General features: G+C 71.1%; 16 protein-coding genes and 1 pseudogene. 11 read left to right on the top strand and 6 right to left on the bottom strand.

Annotated features, from left to right (window positions below):
• Positions 1-17: 17 nt before the first annotated feature.
• The gene (locus ACF1BH_RS12720) at positions 18-542 is read right to left on the bottom strand and encodes a phage tail protein (RefSeq protein ID WP_030279463.1); all 525 of its coding nucleotides are present in this window, start codon (positions 540-542) and stop codon (positions 18-20) included.
• 85 nt (positions 543-627) lie between these two features.
• Complete coding sequence (locus ACF1BH_RS12715) at positions 628-2,490, bottom strand: phage tail sheath family protein (RefSeq protein ID WP_391642466.1); 1,863 nt, start codon at positions 2,488-2,490, stop codon at positions 628-630.
• Positions 2,491-3,025: 535 nt separating this feature from the next.
• On the opposite strand from ACF1BH_RS12715, the gene ACF1BH_RS12710 reads away from it, so the two are divergent.
• The 8 genes from ACF1BH_RS12710 to ACF1BH_RS12675 all read left to right on the top strand — a co-directional run bounded on the left by ACF1BH_RS12710 (position 3,026) and on the right by ACF1BH_RS12675 (position 11,997).
• Positions 3,026-4,012 carry a chitinase gene (locus tag ACF1BH_RS12710; RefSeq protein ID WP_391642465.1) on the top strand — a complete coding sequence of 329 codons (987 nt, stop codon included), beginning with the start codon at positions 3,026-3,028 and terminating at the stop codon, positions 4,010-4,012.
• Positions 4,013-4,418: 406 nt separating this feature from the next.
• Positions 4,419-5,114 (top strand): Crp/Fnr family transcriptional regulator, encoded by a 696-nt coding sequence (locus ACF1BH_RS12705; protein WP_391642659.1) that lies wholly within the window; start codon positions 4,419-4,421, stop codon positions 5,112-5,114.
• 130 nt (positions 5,115-5,244) lie between these two features.
• On the top strand, positions 5,245-6,102 hold the full coding sequence (locus ACF1BH_RS12700) for a hypothetical protein (RefSeq protein WP_391642464.1): 858 nt from the start codon (positions 5,245-5,247) through the stop codon (positions 6,100-6,102).
• Entirely contained in the window at positions 6,099-8,210 is a 2,112-nt protein-coding gene (locus tag ACF1BH_RS12695) for a hypothetical protein (RefSeq protein ID WP_391642463.1), read from the top strand. Before ACF1BH_RS12700 ends, ACF1BH_RS12695 begins: the two co-directional genes overlap by 4 nt.
• A gap of 70 nt (positions 8,211-8,280) precedes the next feature.
• Positions 8,281-9,402: a PE-PGRS family protein gene (locus ACF1BH_RS12690; protein ID WP_391642462.1), complete on the top strand. Its 1,122-nt coding sequence runs from the start codon at positions 8,281-8,283 to the stop codon at positions 9,400-9,402.
• Positions 9,399-9,893: a Pycsar system effector family protein gene (locus ACF1BH_RS12685; protein ID WP_391642461.1), complete on the top strand. Its 495-nt coding sequence runs from the start codon at positions 9,399-9,401 to the stop codon at positions 9,891-9,893. The genes ACF1BH_RS12690 and ACF1BH_RS12685 overlap by 4 nt, the downstream gene beginning before the upstream one ends.
• A 304-nt stretch (positions 9,894-10,197) precedes the next feature.
• Entirely contained in the window at positions 10,198-11,154 is a 957-nt protein-coding gene (locus ACF1BH_RS12680; protein WP_391642460.1) for a M48 family metalloprotease, read from the top strand.
• 645 nt (positions 11,155-11,799) lie between these two features.
• Positions 11,800-11,997 (top strand): hypothetical protein, encoded by a 198-nt coding sequence (locus ACF1BH_RS12675; protein ID WP_391642459.1) that lies wholly within the window; start codon positions 11,800-11,802, stop codon positions 11,995-11,997.
• A gap of 131 nt (positions 11,998-12,128) precedes the next feature.
• On the opposite strand, the gene ACF1BH_RS12670 is transcribed toward ACF1BH_RS12675, so the two are convergent.
• Positions 12,129-13,964 (bottom strand): FAD-dependent oxidoreductase, encoded by a 1,836-nt coding sequence (locus ACF1BH_RS12670; RefSeq protein WP_391642458.1) that lies wholly within the window; start codon positions 13,962-13,964, stop codon positions 12,129-12,131.
• A 186-nt stretch (positions 13,965-14,150) separates the two neighbouring features.
• Entirely contained in the window at positions 14,151-15,521 is a 1,371-nt protein-coding gene (locus ACF1BH_RS12665) for a tannase/feruloyl esterase family alpha/beta hydrolase (protein ID WP_391642457.1), read from the bottom strand.
• A 254-nt stretch (positions 15,522-15,775) separates the two neighbouring features.
• Between ACF1BH_RS12665 and ACF1BH_RS12660 the strand changes: the two genes are divergently transcribed.
• The 3 genes from ACF1BH_RS12660 (at position 15,776) to ACF1BH_RS12650 (ending at position 20,153) form a co-directional block, all read left to right on the top strand.
• The gene (locus ACF1BH_RS12660; RefSeq protein ID WP_391642456.1) at positions 15,776-16,591 is read left to right on the top strand and encodes a 3-hydroxybutyrate dehydrogenase; all 816 of its coding nucleotides are present in this window, start codon (positions 15,776-15,778) and stop codon (positions 16,589-16,591) included.
• An 83-nt stretch (positions 16,592-16,674) separates the two neighbouring features.
• Positions 16,675-18,063 (top strand): MFS transporter, encoded by a 1,389-nt coding sequence (locus ACF1BH_RS12655; RefSeq protein WP_391642455.1) that lies wholly within the window; start codon positions 16,675-16,677, stop codon positions 18,061-18,063.
• Between the two features lie 110 nt (positions 18,064-18,173).
• The gene (locus ACF1BH_RS12650) at positions 18,174-20,153 is read left to right on the top strand and encodes a helix-turn-helix domain-containing protein (RefSeq protein ID WP_391642454.1); all 1,980 of its coding nucleotides are present in this window, start codon (positions 18,174-18,176) and stop codon (positions 20,151-20,153) included.
• A gap of 30 nt (positions 20,154-20,183) precedes the next feature.
• Here the strand turns inward: ACF1BH_RS12650 and ACF1BH_RS12645 are convergent.
• Positions 20,184-21,176 (bottom strand): annotated as a pseudogene (locus tag ACF1BH_RS12645) (alpha/beta hydrolase family esterase); the annotation flags it as partial.
• A 218-nt stretch (positions 21,177-21,394) separates the two neighbouring features.
• A complete protein-coding gene (locus tag ACF1BH_RS12640) occupies positions 21,395-21,793 on the bottom strand; it encodes a DUF302 domain-containing protein (protein ID WP_391642658.1) in 399 nt (132 codons plus the stop codon).
• Between the last annotated feature and the right edge of the window lie 157 nt (positions 21,794-21,950).

Here is a 21,950-nt window from a genome sequence, read left to right as displayed (position 1 = left end):
ACCTCGTCGCCTCCCGCTCAGGCCGGGTGGGTGAACGAGGGCTCCTGCGGCTCGGGGACCTCGTAGTCGCGCTCCCAGCCCTCGCATTCGAGCTTCAGGCTCTGGATGGCCACCGCGTTGGCGTTGGCGTCCATCTCGCCCAGGACCTGGTACTCGCTCGGCCAGGACCGGTAGATCTTGTGCGAGACGGCGACCTGACCGGCCTCGTTGAGGACCTGGATGACGATGTCCTTGCGGAAGTCCGCGAGCGACACCTCCGAGCCCAGGCCCGCGCCGACCTGCCAGACCTTGTTGGCCCAGCGGTCGAACTCCGGGTCGTGGGTGACCCCGCGCTCCAGGGTGATGCCCTCGAACTCCGAGCGCCCCGGGGACTTGCGCGGGGAGCTGGGGTCGCCGCCGTTGCGGTGCTTGACGACCTCGGTGGTGCGCTTGAGCGGACTGATCTTGCTGACGCCCGCGACCGTACGGCCGTCCCACAGCACCAGGAATTTGAAGTTCTTGTACGGGTCGAAGCGATGGGCGTTGATCTTGAACTCAGCCATCGGATTCCTTCATGTCGGATTCCTTCACGTCGGCGTCGTGGGGCGCGCGGGTCCGGCCGCGGGGCCGGACCCGGCGCCCGGTGCCCTAGAGATCGAACTGGCCGGCCAGCTGCTGGATCCTGACGATCACGAACTCGGCCGGTTTGACGGGCGCGATGCCGACCACGACGTTCACGATCCCGTTCTCGATGTCCGCCTCGGTCGTGGTGTCCTTGTCGCACTTGACGAAGTACGCCTGTCGCGGGGTGCCGCCCTGGAAGGCGCCCTTCTCGAAGAGGGAGTGCAGATACGCCGAGGCGTTGAGCCGGATCTGCTGCCACAACTGCTCGTTGTTGGGCTCGAAGACCACCCACTGCAGACCGCGCAGCAGACTCTCCTCGACGTGCAGGGCCAGCCGCCGCACCGGGACGTACTTCCACTCGCTGTCCAGGGCGTCCGAGCCCTCCAGCGTGCGGGCGCCCCAGACCAGCGGGCCGACCATCGGGAAGGTCCGCAAGCAGTTGATGCCGAGCGGGTTGAGCAGGCCGTTCTCGCGGTCGGTGAGCTTGACGGTCAGCCCGTGCACACCGGCCAGCCGCGCCCCGGTGCCCGCCGGGGCCTTCCACACCCCGCGTTCGCCGTCGGTGCGGGCGATCACCCCGGCCAGCGCACCGGACGGCGGGAAGGAACGCAGCCGGCCGGTGAGCGGGTCGGTGAGCTGGAGGTGCGGGAAGTACAGGGCGGCGTGGTTGCCGCGCACCGCGTCGAACGCGCCGATCCCGGCCCGGGCGGCGTCCACGCTGCCCCAGGAGGCGGGCGCGTCGACCAGCAGGAACATCCGCCGCTCCTGGCACAGCCGCTGCGCCGCCGAGACCACCGTGAGCATGTCGTCGGTGGACTCGTACGACGCCAGCTCGGGCAGCGCGAGCAGGTTGACGTCGGGCAGGTCGCGCAGCGCCTGGAGGCCGCTCTTGCGGGCCTCGCTGCCGATCAGGTCGCGCGGGCCGGGCGGGGCGCCGTCCGCGCCGCCGCACAGCGCGAAGACCGGCGGATTGACCGAGGCCTCCAGGCCGAGGTCGTTGGCGCACTCGCCGACGAAACGGACCACGTCGCAGGGGGCGGTGGAGCCGGCCACGACCTGGAGGCGGCACCCGAAGGGGGTGACCCGGGTGCCGGCGAAGGCGTGCTTGCCCGGGGCGTCCGGCAGCGACCGCAGCTTGTGCTCCAGCAGCAGCGCTAGCTCGGTGACGTCGCACGGCGGCTCGCCGTCGCAGTCCGCGTCGTAGAGCGTGAACTCCCGCTCCACCTCGCCGATCTTCACCGTCAACTCGACGTCGAGTGCGGGAAGTTGGTGGTGGAAGGGCTTGGAGACGGTACCGGACGGGTCCGGGCGCCCCTCGCCCACCGCGACCACCCGGATCAGCGCCGAGCCGGAATTGACGGCCGTCTCCACGAACCGGCCGCTGCCGGGGTCCATGGACAGGCCGGTGAAGGACTCCCGGGCCGTGCCGTGTGCGTCGAGGACCTGGAGGTTGAAGGTCTCCTCCGGACCGGAGGGGTGGCGCGCGGCGCCTCCGTGGTCCACCGCCACCCGCAGGCCGTCGCCCCAGACGCCGGGCTCCTTGGCGTGCACCTCCAGCACCGGGCACTGGCTGCGGCCCTCGGTGGACTCCAGGGTGACGTGGGCCTCCTCGCCGCTGCCCGCCTTGGCGACCCGGACGATCACCGCGATGGCGCCGCCGTTGCCGAAGAACTGGTGGACCGCGTGGGAGACCGGGCTGCGGGAGGTCAGGCCGCCGAAGCGGCGCTCGAAATCGGCGAAGCTGGTGATCCGGACCGGCTGGTTGAGCGGCCCGCGCCGGGTGTGGCCGACGAAGGCGGTCACGGACGTCGTCACGGTGGTGATGCTGCGGATGCTGCTGGGAAGCTCTTCGACATGGACGCCGGGATAGGTCGTGTGTGTCGGCATTCCCCCTCCAATCCCTTCAGGCACCGAGTGTGAGGACACCAAGAAATCGAGAAAGCCGGGTGGGCGGCGGGAAGAAGGGGGAGGGGCGGCGGGTGCGGAAGAGTCCACGACCGCGCCCCGCGTCGCTTGTGGTCGTGCATCCCCCGCCACTCATCAAGTTCCCCCGTCTGCATCCGGTGCGAAGGTGACCCGTGATCCGTGGCCCGACCCGCACGGGACCAGGCCCGAGGTGTGCGGTCCGGACCTGTGACTCCTGATGCGTAAGTGCGCAACGCAGTTTCTTTCAAAGGGAGTTGACGGGTCAAGGACCTTTCAGGTCACCGCTTGCGGAGGTCCTGTGCGGGCGCACGGCACTTCATTCCCCAACGGTTTTCCGCCTCACCGCAACCGGAACCGCGAGGGCCGGGTCCGGCCCGGCGCGCCACCGAGTGACCGGCCCCGCCGCCGAACCCCTATTTCCTCGGCCCGCGCCCTGACCGGTCCGCATCACTGAGTACATTTCAGTTCGTTCCCAAGTCCCCTGGAAGGACTGTTCATGAGTCGATTCCTGATGCGACGCGCGCTGGTCGCGTGCACCGCGGCGGGCGCGCTGTGTGCCTCGTCCACAGCCGCCGCCCCGGCAGCTCAGGCCGCCGCCCTCCCCGTCGGCATCAATGCGCCCTACCTGTACCTCGGTTGGGGGCACCCGCAGAACCCCGTCGGCATCATGAAGGCCACGGGCATCAAGCAGTTCACCCTGTCTTTCCTCACCTCCGGCGGTACGTGCAACCCGAAGTGGGACGGCTCCCGCCCGCTGCGGGGAGGAGCGGAGGAGAAGGCCATCAAGAACATCCGCGCGGCGGGCGGCGACGTCGTCGCCTCCTTCGGCGGGTGGAGCGGCAACAAGCTCGGTATCTCCTGCACCAACCCCACCGCGCTGGCCCACGCCTACCAGAAGGTGATCAGCGCTTACCGGCTCAAGGCGATCGACGTCAACATCGAGCACACGGAGGACGACAAACCCGTCGTCCGCCAGCGCATCGTCGACGCGCTGAAGAAGGTCAAGGCGGCCAACCCCTCCCTGAAGATCTACATCACCTTCAGCGGCCGGGCCGACGGGCCCGTCCACACCATCCGCGACCTCATCAAGCGGGCCGGGGCGGCGCGCCTCCCGGTGACCGGGTGGAACATCATGGCCTTCAACTTCGCCACCCCGCACACCATGGGCACCACCACCATGAAGTCCGCCGATGGCGTGAAGAACGCGGTCGCCGCCGCGTACGGAATGAAATCCGACGCCGCCTACCGCCACATCGGCATCTCGACCATGAACGGCGAGACGGACATGAAGGGGCAGCGGATCAGCGTCCGCAACTTCCGTACGATGCTCCGCTACGCCCAGCGGCACCACCTCGCCCGGTTCACCTTCTGGTCGGTCAACCGCGACCGCTCCTGCACCCGCGGCTCCGACGCGGACTCGTGCAGCGGGGTCAAGCAGGCACCGTACGAGTACACCAAGGTGGTGGCGCGCTACCACGGCTGACCTGCGGAGGTCCGTTCCCGACGACACGACGCCGCAGGATCCGGTCGGCGTACGGCCAGCTGCCGTACGCCGACCGGGACCGAGCAGGGCAGCTGCGAGACCAGCTGAGCCAGGAGCGCTCCACCAGGCAGGCCCGGAACTCAGTTCCGGGCCTGCAGTGTTCCGGGTAGCCGGCGGAGGCGTCATGCCTTCCAGGTGCGGGCCTGTGGCGGCACCCGGGTAAGCATGCAACAGGGGTGCTCTGTCCCGTGTGTCATACGCTGGATGCACAGAGTGAGGGGGAGGGCCCCCTGAAACAGCATGGAGCGAACTGGCCTTGGGGGGAGTGCAGGTGGAAGCCGACGGCGTGGTCGGTCCTGAGCCGGAACAGCAGGGGTCAGCGGCCGTTTCCGCGGTGCGCAGACCCATGACACCGTTACGAACCGGCAGGCTCGACGACCAGGTTCCCTTCCTGGCCCGGTTGGAACACCAGGAACGTGTCGCACTGCTGGAGCTGGGGCGGCCCATGAAGTACAGGCCGCGGTCCGTACTGGTGCATCAGGACGAACCGTCCACCCACGTGGTGATCATCCTCGTCGGCTGGACCAAGGTCACCCGCTCCACAATCAGCGGTTACGAGGCGCTGCTCGCCCTGCGAGGTCCGGGCGACGTCGTCGGGGAGGCCTCCGCAGTCAGTGGCCGCCCACGCTCGGCGACGGTCACCGCACTCGGGAAGGTTGAGGCCGTCACGATCGAGCGCGGCCGGTTCCTGGATCATCTCGCGGAATTCCCGGCCTCGTCTCTCCAGTTGCTCAGCCTTATCGGAGACCGGACACAGGCCAGCGACCGACGGCGTGTGGAGCAAGGCGCACTCGGAGTCCGTGAACGGTTGTCGCTCCTGCTCCTGGAGCTGTCGCGCACACACGGGGTGCAGGACGCGGAGGGGGTGCGCCTGACCAGCGGCCTGAGCCAGCATGAGCTGGCAGGCGCGGTCGGGGCCTCTCGCGAGGCGGTGGCCAGGCTCCTGAAGGAACTGAGGGAACGCAATGTTGTCCGGACCGGCCGCAGAGGACTGGTGATCATCCGTCCGGAGCAGCTGCGCCGGATAGGGGGCGGCGAGTAGCCGACGGGCCTGCCGCGAGGGCGGGTTGTGTGCCATCGGTTACAGACGCTGTGTGCAGGCGTTCCTACTCCGTTGTCAGACCCCCACGAGATAGTGCTCCGGACCGAGCCCGACTGTCCGAGAGGCACCCATGACCCTGGTCCTGACAGAACCCGTCAACCGCACCATTCTGCTGCTGGACATCGAGGACTTCAGCCGACGGGACAATGTGGTGCAGGCCTTCTTGCGCCGAGAACTGCACAACGTGGTGGAGGACACTCTGGCCGCGGCGGGTGTCGAGCGGAACATGCAGTACCGAGAGGACCGCGGAGACGGTCTGATCGTGCTGGTCAGTGCCGACATTCCGAAAACGGTGCTGCTCCGGGCCCTGTTGACGACCGTTCCGGATGCGTTGGGCCAGTACAACCGGCTGGCATCGAGCAGTGCGCAGATGCGGTTGCGGATGATACTGGCCGCAGGAGAGGTCGCCTTCGACCCGAAGCAGGGCACGGTGGGCGGGCTCATCGGTCACGACCTCAACCAGTCCTGCAGGCTGCTCGACGCCGACGCACTGCGCGAGGCGCTCGCACAACAGGAAGCGGACTGTGTGCTGGGGGTGTCGTCCCCCGTCTACGAAGGCGTCGTTCGCCACGGACACCGCGGACTGCGCCCGGAGGAGTTTCACCATGCGGCGGTGTCCGTGAAGAAGGACCGGCTCGACCTCTGGTTGCACGGGGCCCTGCCGGACGGCACCACCGCCCCTGCACCCGAGTCGGCGTCCGCCGGGCGCAGCGGCAGCGGTGCGCACGAGGGAGCCGCCGGGCAGCCTCCGGCGGCGCCCGAGCGGGCGCCTGCAAGCAGTGGTGCGGCATTCGCCTTCAACGGCGGAACGGTGTCGGTCGGCGGAAGCCAGGTCAACGGCGGACAGACCGGGGTCAGCGGCGGCCACGTCACAGGCGCCGTCATCATGGGCACGGTCCGGCACGAGGGCCGGAGCGAGCAGGCATGAGCGAGCAGTCCGGTGACCAGCCATCGGGTCGTCCCCAGGGCGACACCGGCCCGGCGGACGGGAAACAGGAGCAGACGAGCGACGAGCACACCGAAACGGAGAATGACCGCCCGCAGGACCCCTGGGCGGCCCGACGCGATCTGTACGAACACGTCCCGGCCGCGGTCGGCGGCAGCCTCGTCGGCGGCGATCAGACCGGGGTCAGCGGGGGCAGCGTAGGAGGTGATGTCGTCCTCGGCACGAAGGTGGAGCACCACTACCGCTTCGGCGCCACCACGCACACCTCCGGAAACATCCCTCCTGCCGAACTTGACCAGCTGGCACTGGAGTTCGCCGGATACGAGGAACTGGTGCACCCTCTGTGCGACCGGCTGCGGAAGGAGCGGGTCCTCGTCCTGCACGGCGCGCCCTTCACCGGCCGTCACAGTGCCGCCCTGATGCTGCTGCGCTCCCTGGACGCAGTGCCCGTACGCGCCATCGATCCCAACACCCGCCCGACCGCGCTGAAGGACGAGATCAACGGCGATCAGCACGGCTACCTCGTCAGCGATCTGGTGACGAGCAGGGAGAACCCGCTGCGCGACATCGACCTGTGGGCCGTGCGCGATGTCCTTCGGGAGAAGAAGGCCTATCTGGTCATCACCGTCGACCTCTTCGCGACCCTGCGGGGCGTCGACCCCGTCCGGTGGCAGCCGCCATCGCCCCAGGCCGTGCTCCGGTCACATCTGCACGCCTTGGTGGGTGATCCACGAAGGGAGTGCGAACTGCTGGCACTGGACCTCTCCCGGGAATTTCTCGACCGGGACGACCACCAACTGCGGGAGGCAGCGCAGTTCGCGAAGGCATTGGCCGGGCACGCGGACGGCACGATCACTCGGGAGACACTCGCGGCCGTCGGCCCGGAGCTGGTTCGAGAGCAGGTCAGGGAATGGTTCGGGGATGACGAGACCCTTCTCCGGGACAGGGCGTTTCTCATCTCCCTGTCGGCGTTCGACGAAACCGCCTATGCCCTGACCGCGGAGCTCAGCGACACCCTGTACGCAGAGTTCCAGAGAACCGAGGACGCCGAGAGGGGGCCTCGGGTCGGCATCTTCGGGACGTCCATCACCAAACGCCTGCGCCTGGCCCGAGCCGTCGAGTACCGGAAGGAGGAGCACACCGAGTGGGGCCCTGTGTTCCAGCGCATGGCCCGCTTCCAGGAGCCCAGAACCTCTGCAGAGGTCCTCCGCGAGGTCTGGACGTGTCACCCCTCCGCGCGGCCTGCGCTGCTCGCGTGGCTCCGGAAGCTCGCACAGGACGGACGGCCGCTGGTGCGTACCCGCGCGGCAGTGACGGCCGCGGTGCTCGCCCAGACCGACCTGCCGTCGGCAATGGCACTGCTCATCGAGGGCTGGGCGAAGTCGAAGGTGTACCGCGACTGCCTCGTCGCCGCCAACGCCCTTGCCACGGCGCACGCCATCGGTGCCCCGAACATCCCGCAGATTCTGCGCTCCTGGTGCGACGAGGAAGCCGGACCACGGCTCCGGTGGACTGCCATCCGGGCCTACGCCCTGGTAGGCGCCAGGATGCCGGACGAAGCGTTGAACGCGTTGGCGGAAGCTGCTCGCACCGGGGAGGACGAGCAGGAGGCGCAGCACATCGCCGAGTCCGCCGCGCTGCTGCTGAGCGATGAATCGGGGCCGGTGCGCAGCCGGGTGCTGCGGGGCCTGTCCGACATCAGCCGGGACGGCCCTTCCGGCCGCCGTCTGGCGCTGCACGCATTCGTCCTGGCCTGCGCGCGCGCCGACAGCCGGCTGATGCTGCGGTGGTACGCGGAGGCCGCCTCGGCGGGGCCGGCCGAGGACGCGCAGCAGCTGTCCCTGCTGTGGCGGACCGCCCTGGGCGACCTGGGGTACACCGCCGACGCGTTGAAGGCGCTGGCCGTCTGGGCCTTGGAGGCGGACGGAGATCCGCAGGCCGAGCAGGAACTGGCGATGCTGCTTCCGGCGCTGGTCGGCTGCGATGAGGACCGCAAGCGTCTCGATCACATGCTCGCTACTCTGCGTCGTCGCCGCGGGGGCGCGGATGCCCCGCCCGCGGTTGCCGACCGTCTGAGGGACGTGCTGTGAGGGGCCGTCTCCGGTCTGCGGTCACGGACCGTGAAGTCCCGGAACAACACTGAGTGAGGAGAGGGAAGCCATGGTGGAACTCGGTCGCGAACCCGACTGGGACCAGGGCGCGGACCGGCACAGCGAGTTGGTCGACCCGGTTTTGACCGTGCGCCAGTTGTCCCGGTTCGACCACCGAAGAGGGTACAGCCGGATCGACAACGCGCTGGTGTTCACCACGGACAAAGGGGAGTTCGAGGTCTACCTGCCGCCCCACCGGCCGACCCGCTCCCTGTTCGCCGCGAAGCGGTACACCGCGGTGTACGAAGTGGACATGGGGGTGCATGCCTGTACCGCGTCGCTGCTGCTGCCCAGCGACAACGACGCCTTCGACTTCACCGCCGAGGTGGAGCTGACCTGGCAGGTGTCCCGGCCGCAAGAGTTCGTGGCCGGTGGAGAACGCGACGTGCCCGCTTTCCTGAGGCGCCGGCTGGAACAGCTGCTGTACCCGGTCAGCCGCGGTTTCCCGCTCGACCGGAGCGCGGACGCCGAACGTGCCGTGTATCAAGTTCTCGCCAGGGCGGGCGATGTGGGGGAGCAGGCAGGGCTGCGCACGTCGTACGCCGTGCGGCTCAGGCCGGACGACGCGGCGATCGGGCACCAGCGGGAGCTCCGCCGGATCCGGTACAGCGACGAACAGCTGGGGCTGTCCCATGATGTGGCGATGCGGGAGGACCGGCTCAGAGCGGAGCGGGAGGCGGAGCAGGCCCGGCAAGCTCACGAACTGGTCATGCTGCAGGGCCGCCAGGATGAGGCAGTCAGGGAGCTGGAGCGGCAGAAGGTCCACTACTACGAGTACCACCTCCAGCACGGCGGCGTGGCGATGTGGGCCCTGCACCTGGCGCAGCACCCCGAGGATTCCCGGATGGTCGTGGAGAGCTTGCAGAGGGACCAACTTGAGCTGATCCGGAGCCAGTCGCAGGCGGCCCTCCAGGTGCTGAAAGAGGGGAATCCCGAGGATTACCAGCGCGCCGGCCTGAACAAGCAGGCCGTGGAGATCCTGGAGGGGCTCCTCGCGCGCACTTTGCCCGGCATCGCCTCTGGCTCTCCCGCGCCGGAACCTTTGACCTGGGGCGGGGCCACGGCCGCCTCGGTGGAATTCGGCAAGCAGCGGGACAGGTCGTCCGCCGCCGGTGTTGAGGAGGGGCGATGAGCAGCGGTGGTGTGCGAACGGCGACGGTGGGGCCCCGTCTGCTCACGGAGCTGCGCTCCGAGACGGCTCGTGCGGACAGCAAGGCCTCGCTGCTTCTGGGGGTCATGAGCATGACGGTGAGTCTGCTCGGGGCCCGCGGCTGGTCTCTGTCCGGGCTCTCCGTGCCGGGGAGCGTGCTGGTGTGGGTGGCCATGGCAGCTCTGGCCGGCGCACTGGGGTGCCTGCTCCTCGCCGTTCTGCCCCGGTATAGCAGCAGTCGGTGGTCTCCGGGGCGGCCGTTGACCTATTTCGACGACATCCGCCGTGCCGCGGAGGGCGGTCGGCTCGCCGAGGCCCTCGCCGTCACCGAGACACACCAGACCGAAGGAGTACTGGAGGCGCTGGCCCAGAACAGTCGCATCGTCGGTGCGAAACACCGATGGATCCGCACCGGTCTGGCTGCCTACTGCGCGGGCGTGGTGTTTCTGCCTCTCGCGTGGCTCGTCGGCTGAACGCGCCCGCGCCGACCGGCTTCTTCTCACCGTCACGATCCGGCCGTTGCCGAGACAGGAACCTCTCATGACCATTCCCTTCGACGCCACCCACCCCGGTGGCATTTCGCTACCAGGAGCTCCGGCCTATCCGGGTGCCGTACCCTTCCCGCCTCCGTACGGACCGGAGGAGAAGACTCCGCCTCCACCGCCGTACCCAGGCAGCGAGACAGCGCCCGAGGCCGCACACTCCGCCCGGCAGCCGGAACAGCAGTCCGGTCCCGGGAAGAGCGCGATGCAAGAGGGGCTCGGACGTCGTGGGCGTGTGCACCTCGCCAAGCGGCAGCGGGGCGTCGACACCACGGCTGTGGGTCAACTGCTGCTGCAGTTACCCTTGTTTCTCGCCGGGCTGGTGATCGTGGCGACACTCTCCCGCCTCCTGTTCCCCGGCGTGCACTGGTTGGGGATCCTGCTCTGGCTCGCTTCAGGCACCATGGCGTTTCACCGGCCGACCGAGAGAGTTCTGGCCCGGCATCTGCTGAACCTCCGTCACCCCACCCCCGGGGAGCTAAGCCGACTGGAACCGCTGTGGCGGGAAGTGACGGCGCGGACAGGTGTGGAGGGCCGCGCCTACGAGCTGTGGATTGAAGACAGCGATCACCTCAACGCCCTGGCCGCGGCGGGGCACATCGTGGGCGTCACCCGCCTTTCACTGGAGCGTCTGTCTGATGGCCAGCTCGCCGCCGTCCTCGCTCATGAGCTGGGGCACCACGTCCGTGGTCACGCGTGGTCCTTGATCCTTGGGCAGTGGTACGCGCTTCCGGGGCGATTTGCGTGGGCCGCCGTGCGGGGGCTGATCCGGCTCGTCGCTGTCCTGGTCCGTGAGCGCATGAGTTTCTGGGTGGCAGCCCTGCTCCTTGCGGTGGGAGCCGCCGGGCTGGCGGTGGCGTGGGAGTACTGGTTCCTCACCCTGACGCTGGTGGCGGCTCCGTATCTCCTCGCCGCCGTGACCCGTCGGACCGAACTGAGGGCGGATCACCATGCGGTGGCGGCCGGGTTCGGACCGATGCTCGCCGAGGTGTTGCACATGATGCAGGCAGAGGAACGAGAGGGCGGGCATGCGACGGCGACTGCTCTGTCCGGGTGCGGCAAGACGGCTGGGGCTGACCCGGGAAGCGCCGTTCGCGGCGGCAGGCGCAGCCTTTCTGGCAAGCTCCTGTCCTCGCACCCCGACTATCACACGCGCCTGCACCACCTGGCGCCGCATCTGGAGCGGCGATGAATCTGCTCCGGTCGGCTCTTGGGGCTGTGCTGCCGCCGCCCCCTTGCGGGTCCTGTCACGCTCGGTGCCGGCGTATGGGAATGTTCTGATTGGTCCCAGCGGAGTTCGGCGGACAAGGCGCCCACGACCGGCTTCGGGAGGTCCGGCTGAGCCTTCTGGGCTGACCGAAATCGTCTGCCGAGGCGTTGGCGCCATTTCTCCGGGCTCTGCGAGCGGGCACCTGGACCTCGGCTGCATCCCCGGAGGGCAGGCGCGAGCGTCGGCGAGGTCTCCGGTGTCAGCCTGGCGGATGGAGAACGTCTCCTCGTCCTGTCGCCTCATGCAGGACCCGTGGGGGTCGGTTCCGCCACCGATTCCACTGCCCTACCCGCCGTGCAGTCCCAGCGAGCAGGCGCTGCGCCTGGACCCAGATCTGCTCCGGAACGTGCCCCGAACTACCGGAACCCAGACGACAGCGCCTACCAAGTGCGTGCTGCAGACAGTGCCGAACGGAGCGTGGACGGCGCCGGCGGAATGCCTCTCCGAGGTGCGCGACCCGCTCGGCCGTTGACGTAGCTGCCAGCCGGCCGAAGCAGGACCGCCGGGCCGGGCGGAGGCTGCTCCCGGGCAGTCCGCTCTCCGGCTCGCCGCCTCACAGGACGTGGGGTGGTTCCCCTCTCGTGCTGCGCTCCCCGGTCTGGGGTAACCGCCCACTTCAACTACTTCTCGCCGCGGGCGGTCTCCTGCTTCGGCACGCTGCTCGCGGGCGACTTCGCGGCCGGGATGCGGGAGAGCCTGCTGCTCGCCGCCGGGCTCATCACGATCACGGCGCTGGGCTCGGCGGCGCTGCTGCCACGACGGTGAGGACGGCGGGCGGAGAGCTGCGATGGGTCCACAGTGCAGCGGTCGGCGTCGGCGAGGAGGGCGGGGCGACCCGCGATCCGGCCCTCCGCCCAGGCCCGGTGCCGGCCCTCCGCCCGCCCCCGTACCGGCTCTCACCCGAGATCGAACGTATTGGGCAGCCCCAGCCGGTACCGGGCCTCGTCGATGCGTTTGAGGGGCTCCAGCTCCGGCGGGCGGTACAGCTCCCGGATGCGGCACCGCTCGGCGGGGGAGGCGTCGGCGTCCAGGAGGGCGTTGACGGCGCGGCGGGCGGACTCGTTGGCGCCCTCCATGGTCGCCAGGTCCACATCCGTACGGACGTAGTCGCCGGCGAGGAAGAAGTTCGGCACCGCCGTCTTCGCCGACGGGCGGTGGTAGAGGGTTCCGGTGGGGTGGATGAGGAGTTGTTCGCGGTTGCGGGGGTGGGGGCCGCCGAGGTCTGTCACCGCCGGGTCCATGAACCAGCCGAGCCGGTCCTCGTCCCGGAGGGTCGTCTTGCCGGAGTCGTTGAGGCCGTCCTTCAGCTGGGCCCACAGTTCGGCGACGATCTCGTCCTTGGTGCACGCGCGGGCGGTCTTGCCGTAGAGGATGCCGGGCTTGTCCCACTCGGAGATGATCGTGGACAGGCATTCACGGGCCCGGCCGTCGCCGTAGTCGCGTGCGAAGTCCCGGCCGTCCCAGAACTGCGCCTGGCCGATCGCGGTGACGGCCCAGGGGGAGTCGAGGCAGTTGATGTGGCCGTGCACGACGGGGGTGGGGGTGCGCAGATAGAACATCACGCCGGTCATCCAGTCCGTCTTCAGTGCGTCGCACCGGCCGAGCTGCGGGTCGGCGGCGCGCAGGGCCGGGCCCCAGGTGGGGCGGGCGTGCTCGACGGGGAGGGCGGAGACGTAGTGGTCGGCGGTGACGGTGCGCGGCCGGCCGCCGTCGCGTGCCGCGACCCGGACGCCGGTCACCCGGCCGCCGTCGTACAGCACCTCGTGGACCTCGGTGCCGAGGACGAACTCGACGCCCCGGTCGCGCAGATACGCCTCCCAGGGGTCGATCCAGGCCTCGCTGGTCGGGGCGTTGAGCACCCGGTCGATGTCCGCGTCACCGTCCATGCCGCGGCCGAGCAGGCCCCACAGGAGGAGCGCCTCGATGATGACGCGGCCGACGGTGCGGGTGGAGGCGATCTCGGCGCGGGTGGCGACGAGGTTGCGGGTCTGGCCGATGCCGAGGAGGACCTGGTACTCGCGGCTCATCTCACCGGCCCGGATGAAGTCCCACCAGGTGACCTTCTCCCACTGGCCCTCGCGGCGGGCGTCGCAGCTGGTGAGGTGGACCAGGAGGCGGTTGGCGAAGTAGGCGGCCTCGTGGGCGGGCAGGTGGGTGGCGAGGTCCAGCACCGAGAGGATCTGGTCGCGGAGCCAGGACGGGGTGAGGTCGTCGAGGGCGGGCGGGGTGGTGACCCGGCGGAGCGGGAAGTGCAGGTCCGGGCGGCCCGAGCCGCGGGCGAAGAGCGCCTCCGTACTGTTGCGGAGGTTGCCGTGGACGCCGTTCGCGTTGCCGGGGAAGGGGATGCGGCGCATGGTGTCCGGCAGGTTCCGGTAGAAGCCGGGGAAGAAGCGGAAGCCGTGTTCGCCGGGGAGCGGTCGGCGGCCGTCCGCCGCGGTCCCGGGGACGTCCATCGAACGGGCCTTGCCGCCCAGGACGTCGTAGTACTCGTAGACCGTGACCGCGTAGCCGCGTTCGGCGAGTTCATGGGCGGCGCTGAGGCCGGACACCCCGCCGCCGAGGACGGCGACGCGCTTGCCGGCGGGGGCCGCGGCCGCGCTGCCCGCGGCCCCCGCGACGCCGGGCGCCGCCCCGCCGACGACTCCTGCGACCACCCCGCCGGTCGCCGTCAGGAAGCGTCTGCGGCTGTGTCCGTCGCGGCCCTCGGGCTGCTGGGCGTGTTCCGTTGTCATGAGAACGGGAGGGTAGAGAGGGGCGCGGGGCGGCGGAAGTACTTTTCTTGTCGCGGACCGTGTTCCCGCGCGTACGGGGCGGGGGCGGTGACGGGCGTGGTCGTGCAAGTCCCGTGCGTCGGCGTGGAGTTGCCGCGGGGTGCCGGGGTCGCGCCGTGGGGCCGCGTGCGGTGCACCCGTTCGGTGTCACCGCAGGGAGCAGGTGTTGACGAGGTCGGTGTGGGGCGTCCGGGGGACGGTGTGGTTCGGGGGCGGCGGGGTGCCGTGGTCGAGCCAGGTGATGAGGGCGTCGAAGGAGCTGCGGTAGCAGGGCAGTACGGGGCGCAGGCAGTGCGGGAAGGTGTCGTAGAGCCCGTCGACGTGGTTGCCGCCGGCGACGGCGTAGTAGCGGTGCAGGCCGGCGCGGCCGGAGCGGGCCACCATGCGTTGGTAGACGTCGGAATCGGCGCTCTTGGGCAGCAGCGTGTCCAGCGTGCCGTGCAGGGTGATCAGGGGCCGGGTGAGCGCGCCGGTCAGCGCGATCCGGTCGACCGCGGCCTGCACCGCCGAGGGGCGGGCGGCGTAGTCGTAGCGGGCGTCGGACGGGCACGGCGCGAGGATCTGCTCGGGCGTCGATCCCGCACTCGCACCGGGGCACCGCGGGTCGTAACCGGGGTCGACGGCGGCCCGGTACGCCTTCTGGGTCAGTCCCCAGTAGGTGCTGCGGTGGTACGGCCACAGGAACGCGGAGCCGCGGGCGAACCCCGCGCGGTACATGTCGTCGTCGGTGGCCGTGCCCGTGCTCCAGGCGACGGCGGTCGGCAGCGAGGTCAGCGGGTTCGGGCCCCGGGAGGTCCACAGGGTGCCCTCCCAGTCGACGCCCCCGTCGTACAGCTCGGGGTGGTGTTCGAGCTGCCAGCGGGTGAGGTAGCCGCCGTTGGAGATCCCGGTCATGACGGTGCGGCGTACGGGCCGTCCGTAGTAACGGTGGACCGTGGTGCGGGCGGCGCGGGTGAGTTGGGTGGTGCGCCGGTTCCACTCGGCGACGGCGTCGCCGGGGCGCCGGCCGTCCCGGTAGAAGTCGGGGCCGGTGTTGCCCTTGTCGGTGGCGGCGTAGGCATAACCGGCGGCCAGTACGTAGTCCGAGATGAGGGCGTCGGTGGCGTACTGGGTGCGGTTGCCGGGCGCGCCGGTGACCACGAGGCCGCCGTTCCAGTGGGTGGGCAGCCGCAGGACGAACTGCGCGTCGTGGTGCCAGCCGTGCTCGGCGTTGGTGCGGGAGGTGTCGGGGAAGTAGCCGTCGATCTGGACACCGGGCACGCCGGTGGGGTTCCGGGTGCCCTTGGCGGCGAGACCGGCCTGGTCCGCGGTGTCGGTGTACGGGGTGCCGGCGAGCGCCGCGGTGGTCAGGTCCGGCAGACAGGCACGACGCTCGTGGGCGGCGCCCGGCACCGTGACCCGCGCGGCCCGGGTACAGGCGGGGGCGTCGGCGGCGCGGGCGTGGGCGGGTGTGAGGCCGGTGGTGCAGGCGGCGAGGGCGAGGCCCGCGAGGGCGAACCGGCGCAGAGCAGGGCGCATCGGTGGGCTCCTGGAGAACGGTCAGGGGGCGGGCGGACGGCGGCGTCCGGCGGTCGGGCAGGAGGCCGCCGCTCCCCGCGCGGAACCGTGGCCCGGTACCGCCCGCGGACGGTGTGCGTCCGACGGCTCCCGAAGGCGTCAAGTAAAACTCCCGGCCGCCGGGTGTTCCATGGGTCGAAGCACCACCTTCCGGGGTCCGCTTGTGGTTCCGGCAGCCATGGGCCGGTGCCGCGGCCGCTCCTACGGTGAACGGCATGGTTCAGACACACGAAACGACCCGGGTCCGGGGCGAGCCCGCGACCGGCCCCGAGCCGGCTGCCGTACCCGGGTCGCTGCACGGCAGGACGGCCCTGGTCACGGGCGCGGCGAGCGGGATCGGCCGGGCGTGCGCGCTGGCGTTGGCCGCGTCGGGCGCCCACGTCCGGGTGGCCGATATCGACGGGGAGGCCGCCGCGCGGACCGCGGCGCAGATCGGCGGCACCGTCCACGTGGTGGACCTCGCCGACCCGGCGGCGGTGGCCGAACTGCCCGCCGACGCCGACATCGTGGTCAACAACGCGGGTCTGCAACACGTCGCCCCGATCACCGAGTTCGACCCCGACCGCTTCGCCCGGATGCAGCGGGTCATGGTCGAGGCGCCGTTCCGGATCCTGCACCGCACGCTGCCGGGCATGTACGCGCGGGGGTGGGGCCGGGTGGTCAACATCTCCTCCGTGCACGGACTGCGCGCCAGCCCGTACAAGAGCGCCTACGTCACGGCCAAGCACGCGCTCCAGGGGCTGAGCAAGGTGACCGCGCTGGAAGGCGCCGGGTACGGCGTCACCAGCAACTGCGTCAATCCCGGCTATGTGCGCACCCCGCTGGTCGAACGGCAGATCAGCCAGCAGGCCGCCGCCCACGGCATCCCGGAGGAGGACGTCATGAGCGGGGTCCTTCTCGAACGCAGCGCCGTCAAGCGGCTGGTCGAACCCGACGAGGTGGCCCGGGCGGTGCTGTGGCTGTGCACCCCGTACGCCGCCTCCGTCACCGGAACCGACCTGGTCATGGACGGCGGCTGGACCGCCCGCTGACCCCGTCCGCCCGCCGCCGGAGACCCTCCGGCGCCCTCCGCACACCCGTGCCTCCCCGCCGTCTCGCAAAAAGGTGACGACCCGTGAACGGACAGACCCCCGGACCCCCGCGCCTCGGCCGCGTGGTGGCGGCCAGCCTCGTCGGCACCACCGTGGAGTGGTACGACTACTTCCTCTACGGCTCCGCGGCCGCGCTCGTGTTCGGCAAGGTGTTCTTCCCCGACTCCGACCCGCTGACCGGCACCCTGCTCTCCTTCCTCACCTACGCCATCGGCTTCGTGGCCCGCCCCGTCGGCGCCCTGGTCTTCGGCCACTTCGGCGACCGGATCGGGCGCAAGAAGCTCCTCGTCACCAGCCTGCTGATGATGGGCGGCGCCACCGTCCTGATCGGCTGTGTGCCGAGCTACCACGCCATCGGGGCGGCGGCACCGGTGCTGCTGACCCTGCTGCGCCTGCTCCAGGGCTTCGCCCTCGGCGGCGAATGGGGCGGCGCGGTGCTGCTCGTGTCCGAGCACGGAAGCCCCCGGCACCGCGGCTTCTGGGCCTCGTGGCCGCAGGGCGGCGCCCCCGCCGGCAACCTCCTCGCCGTCGGCGTCCTGGCCCTGCTCACCGGCACCACCACCTCCCAGGCGTTCGAGACCTGGGGGTGGCGGGTGGCCTTCCTCGCCTCCGGCGTCCTCGTCCTGGTCGGCATGTGGGTGCGCCTGAGCGTGGACGAGTCGCCGTTGTTCAAGGAGGCACTGGCCCGGGCCGAGGAACGCCGCTCGGCGGGTGCCGAGGAACGGGCGCCGATGATCGACGTGGTGCGCCACCACTGGCGGGACATCCTGGTCGCGATGGGCGCCCGCATCGCGGAGAACATCTCCTACTACATCCTCACCGCGTTCATCCTGGCCTACTGCGTCGGCCATCTGAAGCTCCCCGAGCAGACCGCGCTCAACGCCGTACTGATCGGCTCGGCCGTGCAGTTCTGCCTGATCCCGCTGTTCGGCGCGGTCTCCGACCGCATCGGCCGCCGCCCGGTCTACCTGTTCGGCGCCGTCGGCACCGGCATCTGGGTGTGGGCCTTCTTCGCGCTCGCCGATACGAAGTCCTTCGCCGCGCTGACCCTCGCCGTCGTCGTCGGACTGGTCTTCCACAGCGCCATGTACGCACCCCAGGCGGCTTTCTTCGCGGAGCTGTTCGCCACCCGGGTCCGGTACTCCGGCGCGTCCATCGGCGCCCAGCTCTCCTCCGTCGCCGCGGGCGCCTCCGCCCCGCTGGTCGCCACGGCGCTCCTGGGCGCGTACGGCGGTCCCGGGCCGATCGCGCTGTACGTGACGGCCGCCGCGGTGATCACGGTGCTGGCCGTGCTCCTGGCACGGGAGACGCGCGGCAGCGACCTCGCCGCCGTCGGCGACACCGACGCGGGAGCGCCGCCGGCGGTGGACACGGCTGTGCCCGCCGCTCGCTCCGACGCGCCCACCGCGTAGGCGCCATGGGTGCCTCGTGACCGCGCGAGGCACCCGTGGCACCGGGCGCGGCTGTCTATAGTTGCCGCTGCCCTCCACGCCCGTCCGGCCCGCCGACCCCAGGTGTCCCCATGCACGAGCCGCCCCCCGCCGCGCCGTACCTGCGCGCGCTGCTGGAACTGCTGGAGAGCGGCGCCCCGGCCGAGGAACTGGGCGCGCAGGTGGAGCGGGCCCGCGCCGAGGGCGTGCCCGCCGCGGCGCTGCGGGAGGTGGAGCAGGCGGCCGGGACGGCGCTGCGCATCCGCGCCACCCTTCGCCAGCACCGGCGCCGGGAACAGGAACTCACCGCGCTGTTCGACACCGCAGGCGATCTGGCCGCCGCCACCGGCCTGGACACCGTGCTGCGCGCCATCGTCCACCGCGTCCGCAGCCTGCTGGGCACCGACACCGCCTATCTGACGCTGCCGGACGAGATGGCCGGCGACACCTACATGCGGGTCACCGACGGCTCCGTCTCACCGGCGTTCCAGCAGCTGCGCCTCGGCCTGGGCGACGGCCTCGGCGGGCTCGTCGCCCAGACCGCCCGGCCCTACGCCACCCCCGACTACCGCATCGACCCGCGCTTCCACCACACCGGCAGCATCGACGCGGGCGTCCTGGACGAGGGGCTGGTCTCCATTCTCGGGGTGCCCCTGCTCCTGGGGTCGCGCACCGACTCCTCCCACAAAGTCGTCGGGGTGCTGTTCGCCGCGGACCGCGCGGCGCGGTCCTTCAGCCAGGACGAGATCGCCCTGCTGCAGTCCCTGGCCACCCACGCCGCCGTCGCCATCGACACGGCCAGCAGCATCGCCGAGACCCGCCAGGCGCTGGACGAACTCGCCGCCGCCAACGAGACCGTCCGCCGCCAGGCCGAGGCGCTGCACCGCGCCGAGGAGGCCCACGACCGGCTCACCGACCTCGTGCTGCGCGGCGGCGACATACCCCAGGTCACGACCGCGCTCGCCCGCCTGCTGCACGGCCCCATCTCCCTCCACGACCCGGAGGGCGTGCTCCTCGCGGCGACGGACGAGCACGGCGCGGCCTTCCCGCTCGACGCCACCGTGGCCGACTGGCTGCCGACGGCGTCGGAGGACTCCCGGGAGGTGGCGCGCGCCGTGCACCGGTCGGGGCACTGGGTGTGCGCGGTGCTGGCCGGGCCGGAAATCCTGGCCACGCTCGTCCTGCACGACCACCGCGCGTTGGAGGACACCGACCGGCGCCTGTTCGAACGGGCCTCCGTCGTCACCGGACTGCTCGTGATGTTGCGCCGCCGGGCCGCCGAGACCGAGAACCGGCTGCGCGGCAACCTCGTCGCCGACCTTCTCGACGCACCCGGCCAGGACCCCGGTGCCCTGATCGAGCGGGGGCGCCGGCTCGGTATCGATCTGCGCCGCCCGCACCTCGTCCTCGTCGCGCACACCGCTCAGGGCGCCCGGGAACGGCTCAACCTGGCCAGCCTGTCCCACCTCACCCACCACCCCGGCACCGTCAGCGCCGAGCACCACGGCTCTCTCGTCCTCCTCTGGTCACTCGCAGGAAAGGACGGTGCGAACGGCCCGGACGCTCTCGCCGCCGAACCGGGCCGACTCGCCCGCGACCTCGCCCGGCAGTGGGGCCGCGCGGTCGGCGCCCCGGTCACGGTGGCCGCCGCCGGTCCCGCGTCCGGTCTCACCGCGGTCGTGGAGGCGCACGCCGAGGCCGCCCGCTGTCTGCGCGCACTGCACGCGCTCGGCCGCACCGGCGACGGGGCCGACATCGGCGAACTCGGCTTCCTCGGCGTCGTACTGGGGGAGAGCCGCGACACCCGCACCTTCGTGGACGCCACCCTCGGCCCCCTGCTCGCCTACGACGCCGAGCGCGGCACCGAACTCGTCCGCACCCTGGAGGCGTACTTCGCCACCGGCCAGAGCCTCACCCGCGCCAAGGACCTGCTCCACGTCCACGTCAACACCGTCGTCCAGCGCCTCGCCCGGGTGCAGAATCTGCTCGGCACCGGCTGGAACAGCCCCGAACGCGCCCTCGAACTCCACCTCGCCCTGCGCCTGCACGCGGTCGCCGCACCGCACGGCTGAGCGCGGTCACCCGCCCCGGGGGAGCTACTAACGGTCCAGGCCCCAGAACCTGGCGGTGTAGTAGGAGGAGCAGACCGTGTCGAGGAAGTAGGCGCCGGTGGCACCGCATCGGCTGTCGCCGGTACCGGGGTCGACGGCCAGGCCGTGCCCCATCCCGGAGACGGAGAACAGCGCGACATCGGGCCGGTCCGCATCGGGGCCGTACGTGGTCTCGGTCGTGTCGCCGGGCAGTTGGCGGGTGGCCGTGGGCTGATTGCTCACGCCGTGGACATCGGTCCACTGGTCCCGCAGCTCGGTGCCGTTGACGGGCAGGACCGTGTGGTCGGCGGTGCCCTGCCAGATGGCCACCCGCGGCCAACTCCCCTGATGGCCGGGGGCCGAGGCGCGGACCTTGTCGCCCCACTGGGCCGGCGACAGATGCTGGTCGGCCAGCTGGCAGCCGCTGGCGCCCAGGATGCTGGTGGCGCACTGCGCGGGCAGACCCGAATTGACGGCGCCACCGGCGAAGACATCCGGGTAGTCGGCGAGGAGGTTCGCCGTCATGCCGCCGCCGGCCGAGAGCCCCGTGGCGAACACCCGGGTGGTGTCGGAGCCGTACGTGGCGACGGCCTTGTCCACCATCTGCTTGACCGAGGCGGCCTCTCCCTTGTCCCGCAGGCTCTTGCTCGCGTCGAACCACTGGAAGCAGGACTGCGGGTTGTTGCCGGCGGTGGTCTGCGGGAAGACGACCGCGAAGCCGTACCGGTCGGCCAGCTGCGGCCAGCCGGAGTGGCTGTAGTAGTCGTCGGCGCTCTGCGTACAGCCGTGCAGGGCGACCACCACCGGCGCGCCCTTCGGCAGCGAGGGCGGGGCGTAGGTGTACATCCGCAGGTTGCCCGGGTTGGAACCGAAACCGGTGACCTGCTGGAGTGAGCCGCTGACCGGCTGCGCCGCGGCGGACTCCACCGGGACGCCGAGCGCCACCAGCGCGGAAGCTGCGAGAACGGCACCTGTCGCGAGGCACCGAGGGCGTGCGGAGAACATGACCGGCTCCCTTGTGTGGGGGGAATCTTCCGCCGACCGGGAACCGCCCGTACCCACGGCCCGGCCGGCCCTGGGGGTTGTCGAACCTAGGCGAGGCGGCCGGGGAGAAATATGTGCCGGGGAGCCATAGCACCACCGTCAACTGTGGTCCGCGGAAATGTTGTCCGCGGGGGAAGGCGGATCGCTGCCGGGCCGGCCGGCGGCGGGGCGCCGTCCCCTCAGGCGCCGCCGTCGCGGAGGGCGGCGAGGGCCGCGTCGAGGCGGCGGGTGGCCTCTTCGGCGACGGGGACCATGGCGTCGAGGCCGGAGAGCGTGACCATGGTGCCGGGGTCGATGGCCTGGACGACGACGTGGTCGCCGTCGGCGCGGACGACGACGTTGCAGGGCAGCAGGAGCCCGACGGAACGGTCGGCCTCCAGCGCCTGATGCGCCAGGGGAGGGTTGCAGGCCCCGAGGATCAGATAGTCCTCCATCTCGTGGTCGAGCTTGGCCTTCAGCGTGGCGCGCACATCGATCTCCGTGAGCACGCCGAAGCCCTGGGCTGCCAGCGCCTCACGGACGGCCGTGACGGTCTCGTCGAATCCGCCGGCCAGCCGCACGGTGCGGTCGTAGGACATGGTCATCGCCTCTTCGTGAAGGGGTCGGGCGTGGGCCGGTGCCGGTCTTCGGGGCTCGCGGACGAGCCGGACGGGACGGGCACAGCGGCGGAATGTACCCCAGAGGGGACGGCCGGCAGGGGAGGTTCCGGCGCCCCGGGCGGAGTGTCGCGCGACA

Source organism: Streptomyces sp. NPDC014733, assembly GCF_043083385.1.
GTDB lineage: Bacteria > Actinomycetota > Actinomycetes > Streptomycetales > Streptomycetaceae > Streptomyces.
This window is presented reverse-complemented; position numbering and strand designations above follow the sequence as displayed.

Coding starts and splice junctions, on each gene's coding strand:
- ACF1BH_RS12720 (WP_030279463.1), bottom strand. CDS start 542: ATGGCTGAGTTCAAGATCAACGCCCATCGCTTCGACCCGTACAAGAAC.
- ACF1BH_RS12715 (WP_391642466.1), bottom strand. CDS start 2,490: ATGCCGACACACACGACCTATCCCGGCGTCCATGTCGAAGAGCTTCCC.
- ACF1BH_RS12710 (WP_391642465.1), top strand. CDS start 3,026: ATGAGTCGATTCCTGATGCGACGCGCGCTGGTCGCGTGCACCGCGGCG.
- ACF1BH_RS12705 (WP_391642659.1), top strand. CDS start 4,419: ATGACACCGTTACGAACCGGCAGGCTCGACGACCAGGTTCCCTTCCTG.
- ACF1BH_RS12700 (WP_391642464.1), top strand. CDS start 5,245: ATGACCCTGGTCCTGACAGAACCCGTCAACCGCACCATTCTGCTGCTG.
- ACF1BH_RS12695 (WP_391642463.1), top strand. CDS start 6,099: ATGAGCGAGCAGTCCGGTGACCAGCCATCGGGTCGTCCCCAGGGCGAC.
- ACF1BH_RS12690 (WP_391642462.1), top strand. CDS start 8,281: ATGGTGGAACTCGGTCGCGAACCCGACTGGGACCAGGGCGCGGACCGG.
- ACF1BH_RS12685 (WP_391642461.1), top strand. CDS start 9,399: ATGAGCAGCGGTGGTGTGCGAACGGCGACGGTGGGGCCCCGTCTGCTC.
- ACF1BH_RS12670 (WP_391642458.1), bottom strand. CDS start 13,964: ATGACAACGGAACACGCCCAGCAGCCCGAGGGCCGCGACGGACACAGC.
- ACF1BH_RS12665 (WP_391642457.1), bottom strand. CDS start 15,521: ATGCGCCCTGCTCTGCGCCGGTTCGCCCTCGCGGGCCTCGCCCTCGCC.
- ACF1BH_RS12660 (WP_391642456.1), top strand. CDS start 15,776: ATGGTTCAGACACACGAAACGACCCGGGTCCGGGGCGAGCCCGCGACC.
- ACF1BH_RS12650 (WP_391642454.1), top strand. CDS start 18,174: ATGCACGAGCCGCCCCCCGCCGCGCCGTACCTGCGCGCGCTGCTGGAA.
- ACF1BH_RS12640 (WP_391642658.1), bottom strand. CDS start 21,793: ATGTCCTACGACCGCACCGTGCGGCTGGCCGGCGGATTCGACGAGACC.